Here is a 16606-nt window from a genome sequence, read left to right on the forward strand (position 1 = left end):
ACGAGCAGCTGCTCACCCTGTCCGTCCACTTCGGACTTCGGGTTGTCTTCGGTCACGCGTGTGTGCTCCGCTCGGGTCATCGGGTATGTCCTCTCCAACTCACCAGCGTCGCTGGAATCTGTTGCGCAGCCAGATGGCGAGCCCGTTCATGACGAGCAGGATTATGATCAGCAGCAGAATGGCGGCGTAGGCGAGGTCGCGGAACGCGTCGCGGTCCTGCGGCACGAGGTTGTAGATCTGCACCGGCAGCACGGTGTACCGGGAGAACACGCCGTCGGGGTTGAACGTCACGAAGGTGGTGGCGCCGACCAGGATCAGGGGCGCGGCCTCGCCGATCGCGCGGGACAGCGCCAGGATCGAGCCGGTCGCGATGCCGGGTACGGCGCTTGGTAGCACCTGCCGCCAGGTGGTCTGCCACTCGGTCGCGCCTAGCGCGAGCGAGCCGTCCCGGATCTCACGCGGGACCGCGCGCAGCGCCTCGCGGGTGGCGATGATGATGACCGGGAGGATCAGCAGGGCGAGCGCGATCGCGCCGGCGAGCACGACCGAGCCCATCGACACCGGGCCGCGCACGATGAACCCGAGGGTGAGGATGCCGTAGATGACGGCCGGGACGGCGGCCAGGTTCTGGATGTTGAGCTCGATCGCGCGGTTCCACCAGCGCCGCGGATTGGCGTACTCCTCGAGGTAGATCGCCGCGGCGACGCCGAGCGGCAGCGCGATCAGCGCGGTGAACCCGACCACCCACAGCGTGCCGAACAGGGCGGACTGCACGCCGGCGGTCTCCGGGTTGATCTTCGATGGTTGCGCGCCGAGGAGGTTCCCGTCCAGCCGGGCCAGCCCGCGCTGGATGATGACGGCGAGAACGAAGAACAGGAAGGCGCACGCGATCGCCAGGCATGCCCACAGCACGGCGGCGAACACCGCCGAGGTCACGTCGACCCGCCGGCGGGAGGACAGCGCCGGCGGTGTGGCCGGCGGGGATTCCTGGACGGTCATCAGTAGGCCTGCCGATACCTGCGGACCAGCCGGATGCTGATCAGGTTGATCACGAGCGTCATCGCGAACAGCAACCCGCCGACGGCGAACAGCGAGTAGTAGACGGGGCTGCCCTGCGGGGCGTCGCCGCTGGCGATCTGGGCGATGAACCCGGTCATGGTCTGGGCGCCCTCGCGCGGGTCGAAGGTGAGCGTCGCGCGGTTTCCGGCCGCCACGGCCATGATCATCGTCTCGCCGACCGCGCGGGAGATGCCGAGCACGATCGCCGCGACGATCCCGGACAGCGCGGCCGGGAACACCACCCGCAGCGTGGTCTTCATCCGGTTGGCGCCCAGCGCGTAGGAGCCCTGCCGCAGCGACAGCGGGACCGCCGACATGGCGTCCTCGGACAGCGACGCGACAGTCGGAACGATCATGAATCCCATGACCAGCCCGGCGGAGAGCATGTTGTACAGGCCGGGGATGTCCAGCAGTGGCTTGAGGATCGGGGTGACGATGGTCAGTGCCAGGAAGCCGTACACGACGGTCGGGATCCCGGCCAGCACCTCGAGGATCGGCTTCATGAACCGCCGCACCCGACTGCCGGCGTACTCCGAGAGGTAGACCGCGGCCCCGAGCCCCAGTGGCACCGCGACGACGAGCGCGATCAGCGTGGTCATCAGCGTGCCGACCACGAGCGGCAGCACGCCCCATTCCTTGTCGTCCCAGACGAACTTACCGCCGAACGCGGCCGTCCACTCGGTACCGGTGAGGAACTCCAGCACGTCGACGTGGGTGAAGAACGTCAGCATGGGCACCAGGAGCGACACCACGATCCCGACCGTGACCGCGATCGACAGGAACGCCGCCCCGATGAGGAACGCCCTGATGATCCGCTCGCCGACGCGGGAGCCGCGCCGGGACAGGTCCACGCCGTCCCACAGGGCCGGGTGGCCCCCCGCGCTCGGAGGGCCACCCGTCGTGATCTGGCCAGGGCTCACTGACCGGCCTTGGACTTCAGGTCCTCCAGCGCGGCCTGGGCCTTGGACCTCTGGTCGTCGGTCATCGGCACGAACTTGACCGCCTCGACGATCTCGTCGTTGTTCTCCAGGTAGAACTCGGCGAACCTCTCGACCTGCGTCTTGGCCAACCCGGCGTCGGAGAGGTAGATGAACAGCGGCCGGGCGAGCGGCGTGTAGCTGCCGTCCTGCGCGGCCTCCACGGACGGCGCCACGCAGCCGGACCCGCCGTCGATCTCGACCGCCCGGAGCTTGTCGGCGTTCTCCTCGAAGTAGGAGAAGCCGAAGTAGCCGAGCGCGCCCTTCGCGTTGGCCACGCCCTGCACGATGACGTTGTCGTCCTCGGACGGCTCGTAGTCGGTGCGGCTCGCGCCCTCCTCACCGTTGATCTCGTCGGTGAAGTAGTCGAACGTGCCCGAGTCCGAGCCCGGCCCGTACAGGCTCAGCTCCTCGTCCGGGAACGACGGGTCGATCTCCTTCCAGCTCTTCACCTTGGAGTCGGGAGCCCACATCTTCTTCAACTGCTCCACGGTCAGGCAGTCGACCCAGTCGTTCTCCTTGTTCACCACCACGGTCAGCGCGTCGTTGGCCACCTGGAGCTCGCTGAACTCGACACCGGCGTCCTGGCACTGCTTCGTCTCCTCGTCCTTGATCGGACGTGAGGCGTCGGAGATGTCCGTCTCGCCCGCGCAGAACTTCTCGAACCCGCCGCCGGTACCGGACGTGCCGACGGTGACGTTCACCTCGGGGTTCTCCCCCATGAACAACTCGGCCGCGGCGGACGACAACGGCTCCACGGTGCTCGAACCGTCGATCACGACCGGCCCCGACAGCGCCTCGCCGCCGCCCCCGCCGGCGTTCTCGCCGCCCCCGTCCGATCCACCGCAGGCGGCCAAGGTCATTCCCGCTGCGACGACTACGACCACGGCACGCGCCCGCGACAGTTGACGGATGGTCACTTGGGTTGCCTCCTGCATTGGTCCCCGATCGATGTCGGGACATCCGGCTACCCCTCGATCGAGAGGCAGCTGAATCCAATAATTTCGTTCTAAACGCCAAGTGAACGACGAGTGAAGCCGCGACCTCGGATCGAAGAATCTCGGACCAGACCGGTCAGAGCGGTAGAACGGAGCGTGCCAGCAGGGCACGCGCCGCCTCGAGCCGTTCCGGCACCAGCGCGTACCAGGCCCAGGTTCCGCGCTGCTCGCGACGCACCAGCCCGCTCGCGACGAGCGCCGCCAGATGGTGGCTCGCGGTCGACAGCGCGAGCCCGGCCGCGTCGACGAGCTCGCACACGCAGGCCTCGCCCGACGGCCGCGCCTGGATCACCGCGAGCAGCCGCAGGCGGATCGGGCTGCCCAGCGCCGCGTACACGGCGGCGATTCCATCCGCGTCCACATCGGACAACCCGCTGCCACGGGGCGAGCTCCACGGCTTGCAGTCACCCACGACGTCGACGACGTCGGGTTCGCACCCGGCCAGGGTCTGCACGGCCTCAGGGTATGACATGGATTGACCAAAGTCGATGCAGCGTTGACACCGGGGATCCGACCTGGTTCGCTCTATATCGATGGATGTCGATCCACGCTCGACCAAGCACCAGGGGCACCATGACCAGCGCACCCCACCTACCGCGACGTCACGTCGCCGACCAACTCGACCGCATCGCCGACGAGCTGAGTGACACCTTCCACGGCGTGTTCGCGCCCGACACGGTGACCCGGTTCGTCTACGAGACCTACGCGCTGCTCGACGAGCACGCGACGATCAAGACGCACCTGGTCACCCTGACCGGGCGGTTCGCCAAGCAGCGGCTCACCGACCACGGCCACGTCCAGGGCCTGGCCCGGGTCACCGTTCCCCAGGTGCTGTTCATCTGCGTGCACAACGTCGGCCGGTCCCAGCTGGCCGCCGCGCTGCTGGACCATCACGCCGGCGGCAAGGTCACCGTGCGCTCCGCGGGATCCCGGCCACAGGGCGGGATCCCGGAGCCGATCACGGCCGCGCTCGCGGAGCTGGACGTCCGCCTCACCGAGGCCTACCCCAAGCCGCTGACCGACGAGGTCGTCCGCGCCGCCGACGTGGTCGTCACCATGGGATGCGGCGACGCCTGCCCGGTCTACCCCGGCAAGCGCTATCTCGACTGGCAGGTCGCCGACCCGCTGGGCAGGCCGGTCGAGCAGATCCGCCCCATCCGCGACGACCTCGACCGGCGCGTGCGCGCCCTGCTCACCGAGCTCCTCGACCGCTGACCCTGGTCTCGCCGGTCACCTCCCGTTCACGGAAATCGGGCATCATCGAACCGAGAGCCGCGCCGAGCCGAGGAGTACACGGTGGCCGACATCCCCGAGGTCCTGTTCGTCTGCGTCCACAACGCCGGGCGCTCACAGCTGGCCGCCGCCCTGCTGCAGCACTACTCGCTCGGCCGGATCGCCGTCCGCTCCGCCGGCTCGGAGCCCGCCGAGAAGGTCAACCCGGCGGCCGCCGGGGCGGCCGCCGAATGGGGCCTGGACATCACCGCCGAGATCCCCACCAAGCTGTCCACAGAGGACGTCGAGACCGCCGACGTGGTGATCACGATGGGCTGCGGCGACACCTGCCCGATCTTCCCCGGCAAGCGCTACCTCGACTGGGACCTCGACGACCCGGCCGGCAAGGGCGTGCGCGCCGTACGCCCCATCCGCGACGAGATCGACCGCCGGGTCCGCGGCCTTCTCGCCGAGCTCCTGGACACCTGAGCCCTTTCCTGCCCGGTGGCTACCGGCCGGTGCGGGTCCGGCTGCGACGCACCGCCACCGCGGCGAGGGCGGCGACGGCGCCCGCGGCGGCGCCGCCCATCGCCCAGGCCGACCACGTGTCGTCGTCCGGACCGTGCACGGCACCTGGCCGCCGGTCATCGACCGGAGCCGGAGTCCTCGAGCCCTCGCCGAACGTGCCACGCTCGCGCGCCTCTGCCGACGGGTACTGGTATCGCGGCACGCCGTGGGGTTCGCCGGTGACCGACACCTCCAGCGTCACCGGCGTTCGAACCAGTCTCGCCCCATCACGCCTCCTCCGCGCTCGCACGAGCGGCCACCGAGACGACAGTCGGCGACAACGCTGACCGAACGCTGAATCGGCGGCGCGTGCGCCCGCCGGTGGGCCCGCTGGTAGAAGTAGCCCGTGCGCGATTTCCTCACGGGTGTTCGGCTGTTCGGGCAGGGGCTCGGAATTCTGCTCCGGTCACCGCGGCTACTGCTCATCGGTGCGCTCCCCGCGGTGCTGACCACGCTGCTGCTGCTCAGCGGGATGATCGCGCTCGCCTATCACATCGACGAGCTGGCGGCGTCGATCTCGCCGTTCGCCGACGACTGGGCGCAGGGCTGGCGGACCGCGCTCCGGCTCGCGGTAGGAGTGGCCCTGTTCGCCGCGGCGCTGGTCATCGGTCTGCTCACGTTCTCGGCGCTGACCCTGGCCATCGGTGGCCCGTTCTACGAGCTCATCGCCGAGCAGGTGGAAGACCGCCTCGGCAATGCGGCCGGCGCGGTGGAGCTGCCGTGGTGGAAGCTGCTCGGAATGGGCCTGCGCGACGGTGTGGTGCTGGTGCTGCGATCGCTGGTGTTCACGATCCCGCTGCTCGTCGCGGGTTTCATTCCGGTCGTCGGGCAGACCGTGGTGCCGGTGGCCCTGGCGTTGGTGACCGCCTGGTTCCTCGCGCTGGAACTCGTCGCCGTGTCGTTCTACCGGCGTGGCATGAACCTGACACAACGACGGGAGGTGCTGCGCACCCGGCGCGGCCTCGCGCTCGGCCTGGGCCTGCCCGCGTCCCTGCTGTGCGCGGTCCCGCTCGCCGCCATAGTCGTCATGCCGGTCGCCTTCGTCGGCGGCGTGCTCGTCGCCCACGAAACCCTCGACACCGACACCGACACCGATCCGGCCACCTAGTGCCCGCTGCCGGCTCCACAGTGGATACCCGGTCCCCTCACCACGGCCGGCCCGCCAGAGGACTGGGCGGCGTGGCGCTGACGTCCGTGGAACGGCTCGCGAGCGGGCGGCCGGCGCCGGGCGGTGTGGAGCTGTCCCGGGCGGGTCTCCATCGAGGCGCACGGCGCGCACGGCCCGGCCGGTACGCCGGGCGGATCGAGCGCGCGCTCGCCCGGCGACCGGGGGTCGCGTGGGCGCGGGTGAACGCGCCGACCTCCCGCGTGGTGGTGGCGGTCGAGCACCCGGAGCCCCGCGAGGACACGCTGGTGGCGGCCGTGGCCCGGGCACGAGCGGGCGTGGTGCGAGCGCGAGGCCGGCTTGATCGGCGGGCCGGACGACGCCGGGGCCGGACCGGCCGTGGCCGAGCGGCCGAAGTCGCGCCAGAGACCGAGCCCGACCGCTACGCCCGCCGCTCCCTCGCGGTCGGCGCCGCGGTGAGCGCCGCCGCCATGCCGTTCGCCGGGCCGCGCCGCGCACTCGGCGCCGGGCTCGCCGCACTGCCCAAGGCCCCGGAGACCGGAGGGCGCGCGCCGCGCTCGCGTCGGCGCGGGCAAGGGATGGCGGCGGATCGACGCCGTGCCGTTCGAGCCGTCCCGCGGCTACCACGCGACGGTCGGGTGGTCGGGCAAGCTGGCGTACCTGAGCGTGAAGCGCGCGCCGGAGGTCGTCGTGCCCCGCTGCACGCGCCATCGCGCCGGCGGGTCGGCGCACCCCGGCGACGCCACCGCACGCACCCGACTGGAGCAGCGGATGGCCGACCTCGCGGGGTCCGGACACCGCGTGCTTGCGGTCGCCCAGCGATGAGTGTCTACAGTGGAGGGTATGCCCGGCGGTCACCGAGGAGGTGGTGGACGACCTGTGCCTGCTGGGTTTCGTGTCCCTGGCGGATCCGGTGCGAGACAGTGCCCCGCCGGCCGCCGCGAAGCTGCGGGACGCGGGCGTGCAGACCGTGATGATCACCGGCGACCACCCCGCGGCCGCGAGGGCGGTAGCCGGCCAGGTCAACGGCGACGTGGCCGGGTTCACGGTCCTCACCGGCGGTGAGATCGCCGAGCTGTCCGACGAGGAGCTCGCCGAGACGCTGCCGGACGTGGACGTGATCGCCCGGTGCCCGGCGCAGAAGGTGCGGATCATCCAGGTGTACCAACGGATCGGCAAGGTGGTGGCGATGACCGGGGACAGCGCGAACGACGCGCCGGCCATCCGCCTCGCGGACGTCGGCATCGCGCTCGGCAGGCGCGGCACGCCGGCCGCGCGGGCGGCCGCGACCTGGTGGTCACCGACGATCGGCTGGAGACGATCATCGGCGCGCTGGTCGAGGGCCGGGCGATGTGGGCGTCGGTGCGCGAGGCACTCGGCATCCTGCTGGGCGGCAACTTCGGCGAGATCGCGTTCACCGTGCTCGGCTCCGCGCTGACGGGCCGCTCGCCGCTCAACGCCCGGCAGCTGCTGCTGGTGAACCTGCCGACCGACCTGGCGTCGGCACTGGCGATCGCCCTGAGCCATCCAAGCCGTCGGCCGGTCGAGGTGCTGCTGCGGGAAAGCCCGGGGGTGTCGCTGGGCACGGCGCTGAACCGGGGACATCACTTAGCGGGCGGTCACCACGACGCTCGGCGCCTCGGCGGCGTGGACCTTCGCCCGGCTCGGCGGCCCTGCTGGCGGCGGTGATCCAGGTGCCGGGACTGAGCCGGCTCTTCGGCTGCACACCGCTGGGACCGGTCGGCTGGGGCATCGCGCTCGGCGCCGCGAGCACTGCCACCCTGCTGGGCCTGGCGGTCGGCTGACGCCCGCTCACGCGGGCCACTCGGCGCGGGCTGCGGGCGGTCCACATCGAGCATGCGCAGCCGCGCCACCACGGCACGCGCGGGGTGAGTCAGTGGATGCGGCGGCCCCGGACGAACGTGGCCCGGACTGGTGTCACGCCCGCCATGGCGGCGGCGATCACGACGTGGAGCGGACCGTCGAGCAGTGTCAGGTCGGCCGGTGCCTCAGGCGAGATGCGGCGTAGTGGTCCACCGGGATCGGCGGGGTCGGACAACAACGTGGCGAACGCCGCCGCGGCGGGGATGGTCTCGGCGGTGCCGAGCGTGGTGCCGTCGGGCAGGCGCCGGGTGGCCGCAGCCTGGACGCCGTGCCACGGATTGGCGTCACCGTAGGGTGCGTCGCTGCTGACCACGACGGTGACACCGACGCGGCGCAGGCCCGCGTGGCGCCACAGCGCGGACCGCTCCCCGGGCTCGGTGTCACGGAGGTAGGCGAGGCCGTGCCGGACCGCGAGGCTGGGCTGGGTCACGACAGTTAACCCCAGCTCGGCGAGTACGCGGGCGGCGTCGTCGTCGCACACGGCAGCGTGCTCGATCCGGTCGCCGCGGCGCGTTCCGGCCTGCTCGAACGCGGCGAGGGCGAGGGCCAATGCGACAGCGGAGACGGCGTGCACGGCGGCGGGCCGGCCCTGTTCGTGCGCGTCGGCGATGCGGCTGGTGAGGTCGCCGAGCCGCGGTGGTTCGTGATCGGTCACGACGATCTTGCGTGGCATCGAGCCGCCGGCGGGCCCCATGGAGTGTACGTGCTGCGGCAGTGCCGCACGCAGCCGGACCAGGGCTCCCGCGTCGAGGTCGGGGCCGGCGTCGGTGAGGTGCGTGAGGCCGTAGCCGGCCAGTCGCGCGCCCAGTGTGCCCAGCGCGGCGGGCTCGACCGTGCTGCCAACCAGGCGACGCAGCCGCGCGTCGGAGCGCCAGACCCGGCCGGTGCGCCGCTCGTCCGCGCGCAGCCCGTCGCCGAGCAGCTCGACGGCAGCCGAGTTCAGGGTCCACAGTGCACCGCCGCGATGCTGCAGGCGGACTGGCCGATCGGGCCAGCGGCGGTCAAGAGTGTGGCGGTCGAGGTCGGGCTCGCCGGAGCCGATCACGCGCAGCCAGCCTGATCCCGGGGTCTCGGGTGCGGTCGCGATCTCGCCACCCGCCAGGTCCAGCGACGCGGCGGCCGCGGCAGTGGCCAAGATGTGAAGGTGATGGTCGGCCAGGCCGGGCACGAGCGCCCCGCCGCGACCGTCGAGGACGGCCTCGCCCGGGAGTGGCGGCAGGTCCGTGCCGATCTCGGCCACCGCGCCGACCGAGAGCCGGCAGTCTGTGCGTCGCCCGTCGATCTCGACGTCACGCAGCAGCCATCCCGCACCGTCACTCAACGGTGTCCACCAGACCCCATTCGAGTGCGGTCCGCACGGTGATCCGCTCGCCGGTGATCGCCAGCCACAGTGCCCGGCGCCGGCCGATGCGGCGCGGGATGCTGACCGTGCCACCGGCCCCTGGGATGAGCCCCATGCCGATCTCCGGCAGTGCGAACAGCGCGTCGGGTCGGGCGACGACGCGCGCGGCGAAGGCGGGCAGCTCGATGCCGGCGCCGACGCACGCGCCGTGCACGACCGCGGTGAGCCGGTCACGCAGACGGTCCAGCTGCGCGGCCGGGCTCGCCAGGACGCGGATCAGGTGCGCGGTCGCGGGATCGGGCGCACTGCCGAACTCGTCGAGGTCACCCCCGGCACAGAACGCCGGCCCCGCTCCGGTCAGCTCGATCGCGAGTCCCGGCAGTGCGAGAGCCAGGCCCAGCGCGTCAACGAGACCCTGGCGCAGTGCGACGTCCACGGCGTTGCGTCGCTCGGGCCGGGTGAGCCGGATCGTCAACCGGTCGTCATGCCGCTCGACCCGGACACGGGCCGCTGGGTCACCGGGTTCGGCGAGGCGGGACTCACCCCGGCGGCCGAGCCAGGTACGGAACTCCGGGCCGGCGAGCAACGTGGAGTACACGGACGACTCCAGCAGCAGGCCGGTCGTGGTGTCGCGGGTCGCCGAGCCGCGAAGCAACCAGGCGAGGCTGAGCGAGGCACGCGGTGCCGCCGCCACAGCGGCCCGTACCCGTTCGACCGCCGCGTCGAGATCCTCAACGGCCACACAGCGCCGGTCCATCGAGCCCACGGCGAGGACCACGTCCGCCGCATCGGCCAGCTCCGACCGCACAGTGTCGGGACAGACCAGTACTACCACCGCCGACGCCGACCGCAGCCGCCGCGCGGCGGCAGACACCACCTCGTCCGGCGCGTCATGGGCCGAGCTCGCATCGACCATGACGACCGGGTGGCGCACGGAACCGTCGTCATCCACACCGGGAGCGAGCTCGGCCCGCGCCGGTGCGGCCGGCAGGCCGGCGAGTTCGGCGACATCCCACACGCGTCACACACTAGAACCGCAGCTGGCAGGCTTGGCACATGGTTCCAGGACCGCTCGGTGGGCTCGTGGTACGGGCCGCATCGTGGCCCGCGGCCGAGGAGGCGGCAGCACTTCTCGCCGCGCTCGGCGCCCGGACCCTCCACACGACCGGCCTGGCCTTGGCCGCCGGCGGGGTGGAGATCCGGCGCGAACCGACCGACGTGGCCACCGACTGGGCCGACAGCGGCGCCATGACACTGACCGGTCCGCCCGACGGCTCGCCGCTCGCCTGTACCGGACACCCCGCGACCGTGGCCCGCGCCGCCGGCATGGCCGTCGAACTCCTCACCACACTCGCCGGCACACCGGTCTGCCTCGACGGCGCCCCGCTGCTCGGCGCGCGCGCGGCGATCACGGGCGGCACCCGCCATGGGCAGGTATCGGTGGGCGGCGCCGCTCGGCTGCTCCCGACCGCCGACGGCTGGTGGGCACTGAACCTCTCCCGCCCCACCGACCTCGACCTTGTCCCCGCCCTGCTCGAAACGGGCCTCGCCGACGAACCGTGGCCTGCCATCACCGCCTGGAGCACGCGGCGCACCGCACGCGAAGCAACCGAACGCGCCGCCCTCCTCGGTCTCGCCGCCGCTCGCCCCGGCGAGACCGGGACCGTCACCACGCCATGGCACATCACCACCCATCCCACGAGCAGCCCGGCGGCCGGCACCCGGACCCGACCGCGCGTAGTCAACCTCGGCGCCCTCTGGGCCGCCCCACTCGCCGCGAACCTCCTCGCCCGCGGTGGCGCCGAGGTCCTCGACGTCGAGCACATCCACCGCCCGGACGGATCCCGCCACACCACTCCCGACTTCTACGCCACCCTCCACAACGGACACGAACTCATCACCCTCGACTTCGCCGACCCCGCCGGCCGCCACCGCCTCACCCAGCTCGTTCGCTCGGCCGACATCGTGATCGAGGCCAGCCGGCCGCGCGCCCTGCGCGGCCTCGGCCTGGACGCCGGCACCGTCCTCGCGGACGGCCGCCGCCGGACGTGGCTGCGCATCACCGGCCACGGCCAGCGCAACGAACACCGCATCGCCTTCGGCGACGACGCCGCCGTCGCCGGCGGCCTCCTCGGCTGGGATGGCCCCGACCCCCACTTCGCGGGCGACGCCATCGCCGACCCGCTCACCGGACTACTCGCGGCCGTAGCCGCGATCGCCGTCCACCACCGTGCTCCCCATAGCACGATCATCGACCTCGCTCTCGCCGAGGTGGCCGCATGGTGTGCGCCCACACGATCGAGGAAACCGGGCACCGGCCCGGCGACCAAGTCTTGATTGGACACACGCCGTAAGCAGCCGGGCGCCGCAAGGTAAACCCGGTTCGCCGACGACGGCACGGCATCGGCCGACCGGGTGTCGAACGGTTGACAGCGGCAGCGCTCGCGCCACACACTGTGCGAGCGCTCGCTCAGTGAAGACGGCGTGATTCATCGAGGAGGCTGTCGTGCTCTCACCTCACCTGTCGCCTAGCTCCCGTACCGGATTCGGGCCGCGCACCGCGCGCCGCCTGGCCGTCCTCCTCGTCCCGGTCGCGCTGGCGATCACCGCGTGCGGCGGGAACTCGGGGGGCTCAGGCGGCGCCGGCGGCGACACCCTGACGATCACCTACGTCGACTTCGGACCCAGTCCGGACCGGCTCGGCGCCGTGGCTCCCGAACGATTCATGGACCTGGTCGAGGAACGCTCGGATGGAAAAATCAAATTCGAGCGAACCTACGGCGGCACGCTGGTTCCCGAGAAGGACCAGTTGCAGGGGCTCAAGAGTGGCGTGTACCAGATGGGCTACTACATCCCGACCCGTTCCGCCGCCACGCTTCCCGTCTCCACGATCCTCGACCTGCCGTTCCTGTTGCCGAACGCGTCCGACGTGTTCAGTGTGGGCACGGAGTTCATCACGACCGAGCCCAGCATCCAGCAGGAATGGGAAAGCCTGGACGCGACGCCGTTCTTCGTCCAGGCGAACCCACCCGTGCAGTTGCTCCTGCGCGAGAAGCCGTCCCGCCTGAGTGACCTCGGGGGACTGACGCTGCGTTCGCCGGGCGCCTCCTACGACCCGGTCGTCACGGCGCTCGGCGCCACCCCGGTCAACCTCTCGGTCGCGGACATTCCGACGGCGCTGTCGCGCGGCACGATCGACGGGACCATCTACGCCATCTACTCCGCGACGGAGGCAGGGCTCGCCGAGTCCGCGAAGTCGGCGATCGACATCGACCTCGGCGGCGTCAACGGCGTGATCTACTTCGCGAAGTCGACATACGACTCGCTGTCGAGCGAGCAGCGGGATCTGTTCGAGCAGGCGCGTACCGACGCGTTGGAGTACTCGGCCTCGCGGCTGGAGCAGGGGATCGAGGAAGCGGTCGCGACCTACGAGGGTGCCGGCGGTGAGCTCCTTCCCGACCTGGGAGAGGAGTTCGCCCACAGCATCGCCCCGGACGTTCAGCAGCAGATCAGCCAGGAGTGGCTGGCGGCGCTCCCGAGCGGCGTGGACGGGAAGGCGTTGATCGACAAGCTCAAGTCCCTCACGAGGGCGTCCTGAGTCTCGGGTGACTGGGAACGAGTGCTCGCGTGAGGTGGCCATGAACGGCTATGTGCATCGACCGGCCCGCATGATCTCGACGTTCCTGGAGGGCGCGGCGATCTGTTGCCTGGTGTTCCTGTTCGCCTGGGTGCTGGCGGCGGTGATCGCGCGGGAGCTCCTCGACTACGGGTTACCGCACCGCTTGGAGGTGCCCGCCGAGCTGATGGTCGCCATCGCCTACCTCGGCCTCGGCTCCGTCACCGCTCGCAACGAGCACCTCGCGATCGACTGGATCTACCGGATCGTGACCGGTCGCGCCGCACAGGTCCTGCGTTCCCTCATCGGGCTCCTCTGTGCCGCCACCACCGGCGTGTGGACCTACGCCGCCGCGCAGAACACGGTGACGACCTACGAGAGCGAGCAGGGCCCGGCCTACGGTGATCCGCTCCCGACCTGGCCGGCGCACATCGCGTTCACCGTGGGGCTCGCCGCGGCGACGATCTGGCTGCTCATCCACGTGGTCGACGCCATCCGCGGTGAGCAGCTCACCACCGGCGAGACGCGGTCCGGTGTCATCTCCGCGGCCTCGACGCTGTCCGACGACGCCGCACGTCCGGAAAGGAAACCGGAGTGACCTTCCCGATCGTGATGCTGGCGGTCCTGTTCGTCCTGCTGCTGATGTCCGTGCCGGTCGGGATCGCCTGTGCGCTGGTCGGTTTCGTCTCGCTGGCGGTGACCGCGGGAGACCTGCAGGCGATCTTCGCCCTGGGCAGCGCGCCGTACACCGTCCTGGCGTCGAGCGAGCTCGCGGTGCTGCCCGTCTTCATCCTGATGGGATATTTCATAACGCACAGCGGCGCTGTCACGGCGTTCTTCGATGTCGCCAAGCGGCGGCTGCGGAGGGTGCCCGGAGTGATCGGCCTCAGCACGCTCGGCGCGGGCGGGATCTTCGCCGGCGCAAGCGGCACGTCCGTGGCCGACGTCCTCGTGCTCACCCCGGCCGCGCTGCCCGAGCTGCGCCGGACTGGTTACCGCGACAGCCTCGCCAGCGGCCTGATCGCCAACGTGGGCTGCCTCGCGGCGCTGATTCCGCCGAGTTTTCCGTTCGTCATCTACGGTCTGTCCACCGAGACCCGGCTCGACCAGCTGCTGCTGTCCGGGCTCGGTCCGGCGGCCCTGATGTTCGTCGGTTTCGCCCTGATCGTTCTGCTCAACGGTCCGGAACGGGTCCGGCGACGGCCTCCACCTCCGGTCGCTCCCGTCGCGGCGACCGAGCAGTTCGAGGGAGTCGGTGCCGCACGAGCCGTCCGCGACACCGTGTTCTCCGACGTTCGCAGGATCGCTCCCCTGGCCGTCATGGTGCTGGCCTTTCCGGTCGGCCTGTACTCCGGCCTCGTGACGGTCGAGGAGACCGCGACGGTGATCGCGGCCGTCGCGTTGCTGTACATGGTGCTGATGGCCCGGGAGTCGCGAGTGCGCAAGGCCGCCTCGTCGTTCACCGCCGCCGTCCGCACGTTCTCGACAGTCGCCATCGTGATCGCCGGCACGGCCATGCTGTCCACGTTCATGACGAGCGTGCGCCTGCCGCAGGAACTCGCGCAGTCCATCGCCGACTCGGGCTGGAACCGGTACCTCGTGCTCGCCGCGATCCTCGTGCTGTACCTGGTGCTCGGCACCGTGGTCGACGCGCTCGCGATCCTGCTGATCACGTTGCCGCTGACCTTTCCGACGGTGCTCGCATTGGGGTTCGATCCGATCTGGTTCGGCGCGATCTGCGTACTGATGATCGAGATCGCGGTCGTGATGCCGCCGCACGGGATGAACCTGATGGCGCTCAAGGCACGAGCTCCCGATGTGGCCTGGCGCGACCTGTACCTCGGCGTGTGGAAGTTCGTCGCCGTCGACGTCGTCGTGATCGTGCTGATCATCATGTTCCCACAGATCGTGCTGTTCATACCGCAACAGTTCGCCGGCTGAAGCGTCGCGAGTGGAGTCACATGGGAATGGAGTTCCTCCTCGAACTGCCGTCGACATGCTGCGGCAACCGAGTCGCGATAGGTCCGTCGACAGACGGGATCACCTTCGACCGGCTGGCACGGCGCGCGGCCACGGCAGCCGCGGCGTTCGGCGGGTTCGGCGCGAAGCACGTCGCGTACGTGGGCCGCAACGGTCCCGAGTTCTCGGTCGCCGTACTGGCAGCGCTGACGGCCGGGATCCCGATCGTGCCGCTGAACTACCGGCTGCCGCCCGCCGACCTCGCCGCGCTGATCGACCGGCTCGACACCCCGCTCGTGCTGGCGGACGCCGACGTCCTGGAGCGGCTGCCAGTACGCGGACACCACCTGTGCACGATCGCGGACTGGTGGTCGGTGACGAACCCGGATGGACCGGCGGAGCGCACCGAGGCCGTGGCGCGTGCCGACGATCCGGCCGTCATGCTCTTCACCAGCGGCACGACCTCGACCCCCAAGTGCGTCGTGCTCCGGCAGGACCATCTCGCGTCTTACGTTCTGCGAGCCGTCGACCCCGTGTCCGCCGGAGCTGACGAATGCGCGCTGGTCAGCCTTCCCCCGTACCACATCGCGGGAGTGATGGCGGTGCTGACCAACACGTGTGCGGCGCGGCGGGTGGTCCACCTGAGCACGTTCGACCCGCAGGCATGGCTGGACACGGTTCGCGATCAGGGAGTCACGACCGCCATGGTGGTGCCGACGATGCTCGCCCGGCTCGTCGACTGTCTCAACGGGACAGACGCCGGCGTGCCGACGCTACGGACCCTGTCCTACGGTGGCGCACGACTTCCAGCATCCGTGCTCGAACGCGCATTGACCTCGTTCCCGACGACCGGACTCGTCAACGCGTACGGGTTGACCGAGACGAGCTCGACGATCGCGGCGCTCGGGCCGGAGGATCACCGGACCGCGTTCGCCAGCGAGGACCCCGACGTGCGCGCCCGCCTGACGAGCGTGGGAAGGCCGTTGCCCGGGGTGGAGGTCGCGGTCCGCTCCGCCGCGGGCGCGTCCGTGCCCGCCGGGGATGTCGGCGACCTGTGGGTGCGGGGTCGGCAGGTGTCGGGGGAGTACACCGGTTCGGGCAGCACGCTCGACGCCGACGGCTGGTTCCGCACGCGCGACCTGGCCCGAATCGACGCCGAGGGTTTCCTGTTCATCGAGGGCAGGGCGGACGACACGATCATCCGGGGCGGCGAGAACGTGGCGCCAGCCGAGGTCGAGGACGCGCTGCTGCACCACCCCGACATCCGTGAGGCGGCAGTGGTCGGCGTGCCGGACGAGGAGTGGGGCGAGCGCATCGCGGCGGCAGTCGTGCTCGTGCCGGAAGCGGACACGTCCGTGGCCGCGATCACCGCGTGGGCACAGCAGCGCCTGCGCTCGTCCCGGACGCCTGACCAGATCGTGTTCTGGCCGAGCCTGCCATACAACGCCGTCGGGAAGCTGCTGCGCCGGCAGGTCGCGCAAGCCCTCACCGCAGGAGGAACGGCGGCTGACAAGGACCCGACAAGGAGTGCGACGTGACAAGCCAGGTGATACTGAGAACAGGAGCCCGTCTGCGCAGCCAGGTCTGCTCGACCGAGGTCATCGTCGTCAGGCCGCCCAGCCGCACGGGCTCGACACTGACCTGTGGCGGCACGCCACTCGTGAACATCGACGCGCCGCCGCCTCCGGCCGATGCTGCACCGGCATCCGGTTTCGCCGCAGGGAATGCGCTCGGCAAGCGCTACACGAGTCCGACGGACGAGGCACTCGAGATCCTCGTGACGAAGGCCGGCAGCGGGACCCTCGCCGACGGGGACACACCGCTCGTGGTGAAGCCGAGCAAGGCGCTGCCCTCCAGTGACTGAAC

General features: G+C 71.1%; 19 protein-coding genes. 12 read left to right on the forward strand and 7 right to left on the reverse strand.

Annotated features, from left to right (window positions below; translation table 11 throughout):
* Window positions 1–99: 99 nt before the first annotated feature.
* The 4 genes from pstA to ACRDTB_RS07245 form a co-directional block, all read right to left on the reverse strand.
* Complete coding sequence (gene pstA / locus ACRDTB_RS07230; protein WP_431429194.1) at window positions 100–999, reverse strand: phosphate ABC transporter permease PstA; 900 nt, start codon at window positions 997–999, stop codon at window positions 100–102.
* The gene (gene pstC / locus ACRDTB_RS07235; protein WP_431429195.1) at window positions 999–1979 is read right to left on the reverse strand and encodes a phosphate ABC transporter permease subunit PstC; all 981 of its coding nucleotides are present in this window, start codon (window positions 1977–1979) and stop codon (window positions 999–1001) included. Before pstC ends, pstA begins: the two co-directional genes overlap by 1 nt.
* The gene (locus ACRDTB_RS07240; protein WP_431429196.1) at window positions 1976–2956 is read right to left on the reverse strand and encodes a PstS family phosphate ABC transporter substrate-binding protein; all 981 of its coding nucleotides are present in this window, start codon (window positions 2954–2956) and stop codon (window positions 1976–1978) included. The genes pstC and ACRDTB_RS07240 overlap by 4 nt, the downstream gene beginning before the upstream one ends.
* 154 nt (window positions 2957–3110) lie before the next feature.
* A complete protein-coding gene (locus ACRDTB_RS07245) occupies window positions 3111–3506 on the reverse strand; it encodes an ArsR/SmtB family transcription factor (RefSeq protein WP_431429197.1) in 396 nt (131 codons plus the stop codon).
* Window positions 3507–3607: 101 nt separating this feature from the next.
* Between ACRDTB_RS07245 and ACRDTB_RS07250 the strand changes: the two genes are divergently transcribed.
* Window positions 3608–4249: a three-helix bundle dimerization domain-containing protein gene (locus ACRDTB_RS07250; RefSeq protein ID WP_431429198.1), complete on the forward strand. Its 642-nt coding sequence runs from the start codon at window positions 3608–3610 to the stop codon at window positions 4247–4249.
* Between the two features lie 81 nt (window positions 4250–4330).
* Complete coding sequence (locus ACRDTB_RS07255; protein ID WP_431429199.1) at window positions 4331–4735, forward strand: low molecular weight phosphatase family protein; 405 nt, start codon at window positions 4331–4333, stop codon at window positions 4733–4735.
* A gap of 19 nt (window positions 4736–4754) precedes the next feature.
* Here ACRDTB_RS07255 and ACRDTB_RS07260 read toward each other — a convergent pair whose 3' ends face one another.
* Window positions 4755–5015 carry a hypothetical protein gene (locus ACRDTB_RS07260; RefSeq protein ID WP_431429200.1) on the reverse strand — a complete coding sequence of 87 codons (261 nt, stop codon included), beginning with the start codon at window positions 5013–5015 and terminating at the stop codon, window positions 4755–4757.
* Window positions 5016–5159: 144 nt separating this feature from the next.
* Between ACRDTB_RS07260 and ACRDTB_RS07265 the strand changes: the two genes are divergently transcribed.
* The 4 genes from ACRDTB_RS07265 to ACRDTB_RS07280 all read left to right on the forward strand — a co-directional run bounded on the left by ACRDTB_RS07265 (window position 5160) and on the right by ACRDTB_RS07280 (window position 7628).
* Entirely contained in the window at window positions 5160–5921 is a 762-nt protein-coding gene (locus ACRDTB_RS07265; RefSeq protein ID WP_431429201.1) for an EI24 domain-containing protein, read from the forward strand.
* A 615-nt stretch (window positions 5922–6536) separates the two neighbouring features.
* Complete coding sequence (locus ACRDTB_RS07270) at window positions 6537–6764, forward strand: hypothetical protein (protein ID WP_431429203.1); 228 nt, start codon at window positions 6537–6539, stop codon at window positions 6762–6764.
* Between the two features lie 43 nt (window positions 6765–6807).
* A complete protein-coding gene (locus tag ACRDTB_RS07275; RefSeq protein ID WP_431429204.1) occupies window positions 6808–7377 on the forward strand; it encodes an HAD family hydrolase in 570 nt (189 codons plus the stop codon).
* Window positions 7302–7628 carry a hypothetical protein gene (locus ACRDTB_RS07280; RefSeq protein WP_431429205.1) on the forward strand — a complete coding sequence of 109 codons (327 nt, stop codon included), beginning with the start codon at window positions 7302–7304 and terminating at the stop codon, window positions 7626–7628. The genes ACRDTB_RS07275 and ACRDTB_RS07280 overlap by 76 nt, the downstream gene beginning before the upstream one ends.
* 205 nt (window positions 7629–7833) lie before the next feature.
* Here the strand turns inward: ACRDTB_RS07280 and ACRDTB_RS07285 are convergent, their stop codons facing one another.
* Together ACRDTB_RS07285 and ACRDTB_RS07290 are read right to left on the reverse strand one after the other, a co-directional pair.
* Entirely contained in the window at window positions 7834–9144 is a 1311-nt protein-coding gene (locus tag ACRDTB_RS07285; protein ID WP_431429206.1) for an amidohydrolase family protein, read from the reverse strand.
* Complete coding sequence (locus tag ACRDTB_RS07290; RefSeq protein ID WP_431429207.1) at window positions 9137–10183, reverse strand: enoyl-CoA hydratase/isomerase family protein; 1047 nt, start codon at window positions 10181–10183, stop codon at window positions 9137–9139. Before ACRDTB_RS07290 ends, ACRDTB_RS07285 begins: the two co-directional genes overlap by 8 nt.
* A 38-nt stretch (window positions 10184–10221) precedes the next feature.
* Between ACRDTB_RS07290 and ACRDTB_RS07295 the strand changes: the two genes are divergently transcribed.
* The 6 genes from ACRDTB_RS07295 to ACRDTB_RS07320 all read left to right on the forward strand — a co-directional run bounded on the left by ACRDTB_RS07295 (window position 10222) and on the right by ACRDTB_RS07320 (window position 16604).
* Window positions 10222–11502, forward strand: coding sequence for a CoA transferase (locus tag ACRDTB_RS07295; RefSeq protein WP_431429209.1), 1281 nt, complete (start codon window positions 10222–10224; stop codon window positions 11500–11502).
* A gap of 169 nt (window positions 11503–11671) precedes the next feature.
* Window positions 11672–12763: a TRAP transporter substrate-binding protein DctP gene (gene dctP / locus ACRDTB_RS07300; protein WP_431429210.1), complete on the forward strand. Its 1092-nt coding sequence runs from the start codon at window positions 11672–11674 to the stop codon at window positions 12761–12763.
* Between the two features lie 40 nt (window positions 12764–12803).
* Entirely contained in the window at window positions 12804–13379 is a 576-nt protein-coding gene (locus tag ACRDTB_RS07305; protein ID WP_431429211.1) for a TRAP transporter small permease, read from the forward strand.
* The gene (locus tag ACRDTB_RS07310; RefSeq protein ID WP_431429212.1) at window positions 13376–14722 is read left to right on the forward strand and encodes a TRAP transporter large permease; all 1347 of its coding nucleotides are present in this window, start codon (window positions 13376–13378) and stop codon (window positions 14720–14722) included. The genes ACRDTB_RS07305 and ACRDTB_RS07310 overlap by 4 nt, the downstream gene beginning before the upstream one ends.
* 20 nt (window positions 14723–14742) lie before the next feature.
* Entirely contained in the window at window positions 14743–16278 is a 1536-nt protein-coding gene (locus ACRDTB_RS07315; RefSeq protein WP_431429214.1) for a class I adenylate-forming enzyme family protein, read from the forward strand.
* Window positions 16275–16604, forward strand: a complete 330-nt coding sequence (locus tag ACRDTB_RS07320) for a hypothetical protein (protein ID WP_431429215.1) — start codon at window positions 16275–16277, stop codon at window positions 16602–16604. Before ACRDTB_RS07315 ends, ACRDTB_RS07320 begins: the two co-directional genes overlap by 4 nt.
* Window positions 16605–16606: the final 2 nt, after the last annotated feature.

It is taken from the genome of Actinophytocola sp. (assembly GCF_050699935.1).
GTDB lineage: Bacteria > Actinomycetota > Actinomycetes > Mycobacteriales > Pseudonocardiaceae > Actinophytocola.

Coding starts and splice junctions, on each gene's coding strand:
- ACRDTB_RS07305 (WP_431429211.1), top strand. CDS start 12,804: ATGAACGGCTATGTGCATCGACCGGCCCGCATGATCTCGACGTTCCTG.
- ACRDTB_RS07245 (WP_431429197.1), bottom strand. CDS start 3,506: ATGTCATACCCTGAGGCCGTGCAGACCCTGGCCGGGTGCGAACCCGAC.
- pstA (WP_431429194.1), bottom strand. CDS start 999: ATGACCGTCCAGGAATCCCCGCCGGCCACACCGCCGGCGCTGTCCTCC.
- ACRDTB_RS07295 (WP_431429209.1), top strand. CDS start 10,222: ATGGTTCCAGGACCGCTCGGTGGGCTCGTGGTACGGGCCGCATCGTGG.
- ACRDTB_RS07250 (WP_431429198.1), top strand. CDS start 3,608: ATGACCAGCGCACCCCACCTACCGCGACGTCACGTCGCCGACCAACTC.
- ACRDTB_RS07315 (WP_431429214.1), top strand. CDS start 14,743: ATGGGAATGGAGTTCCTCCTCGAACTGCCGTCGACATGCTGCGGCAAC.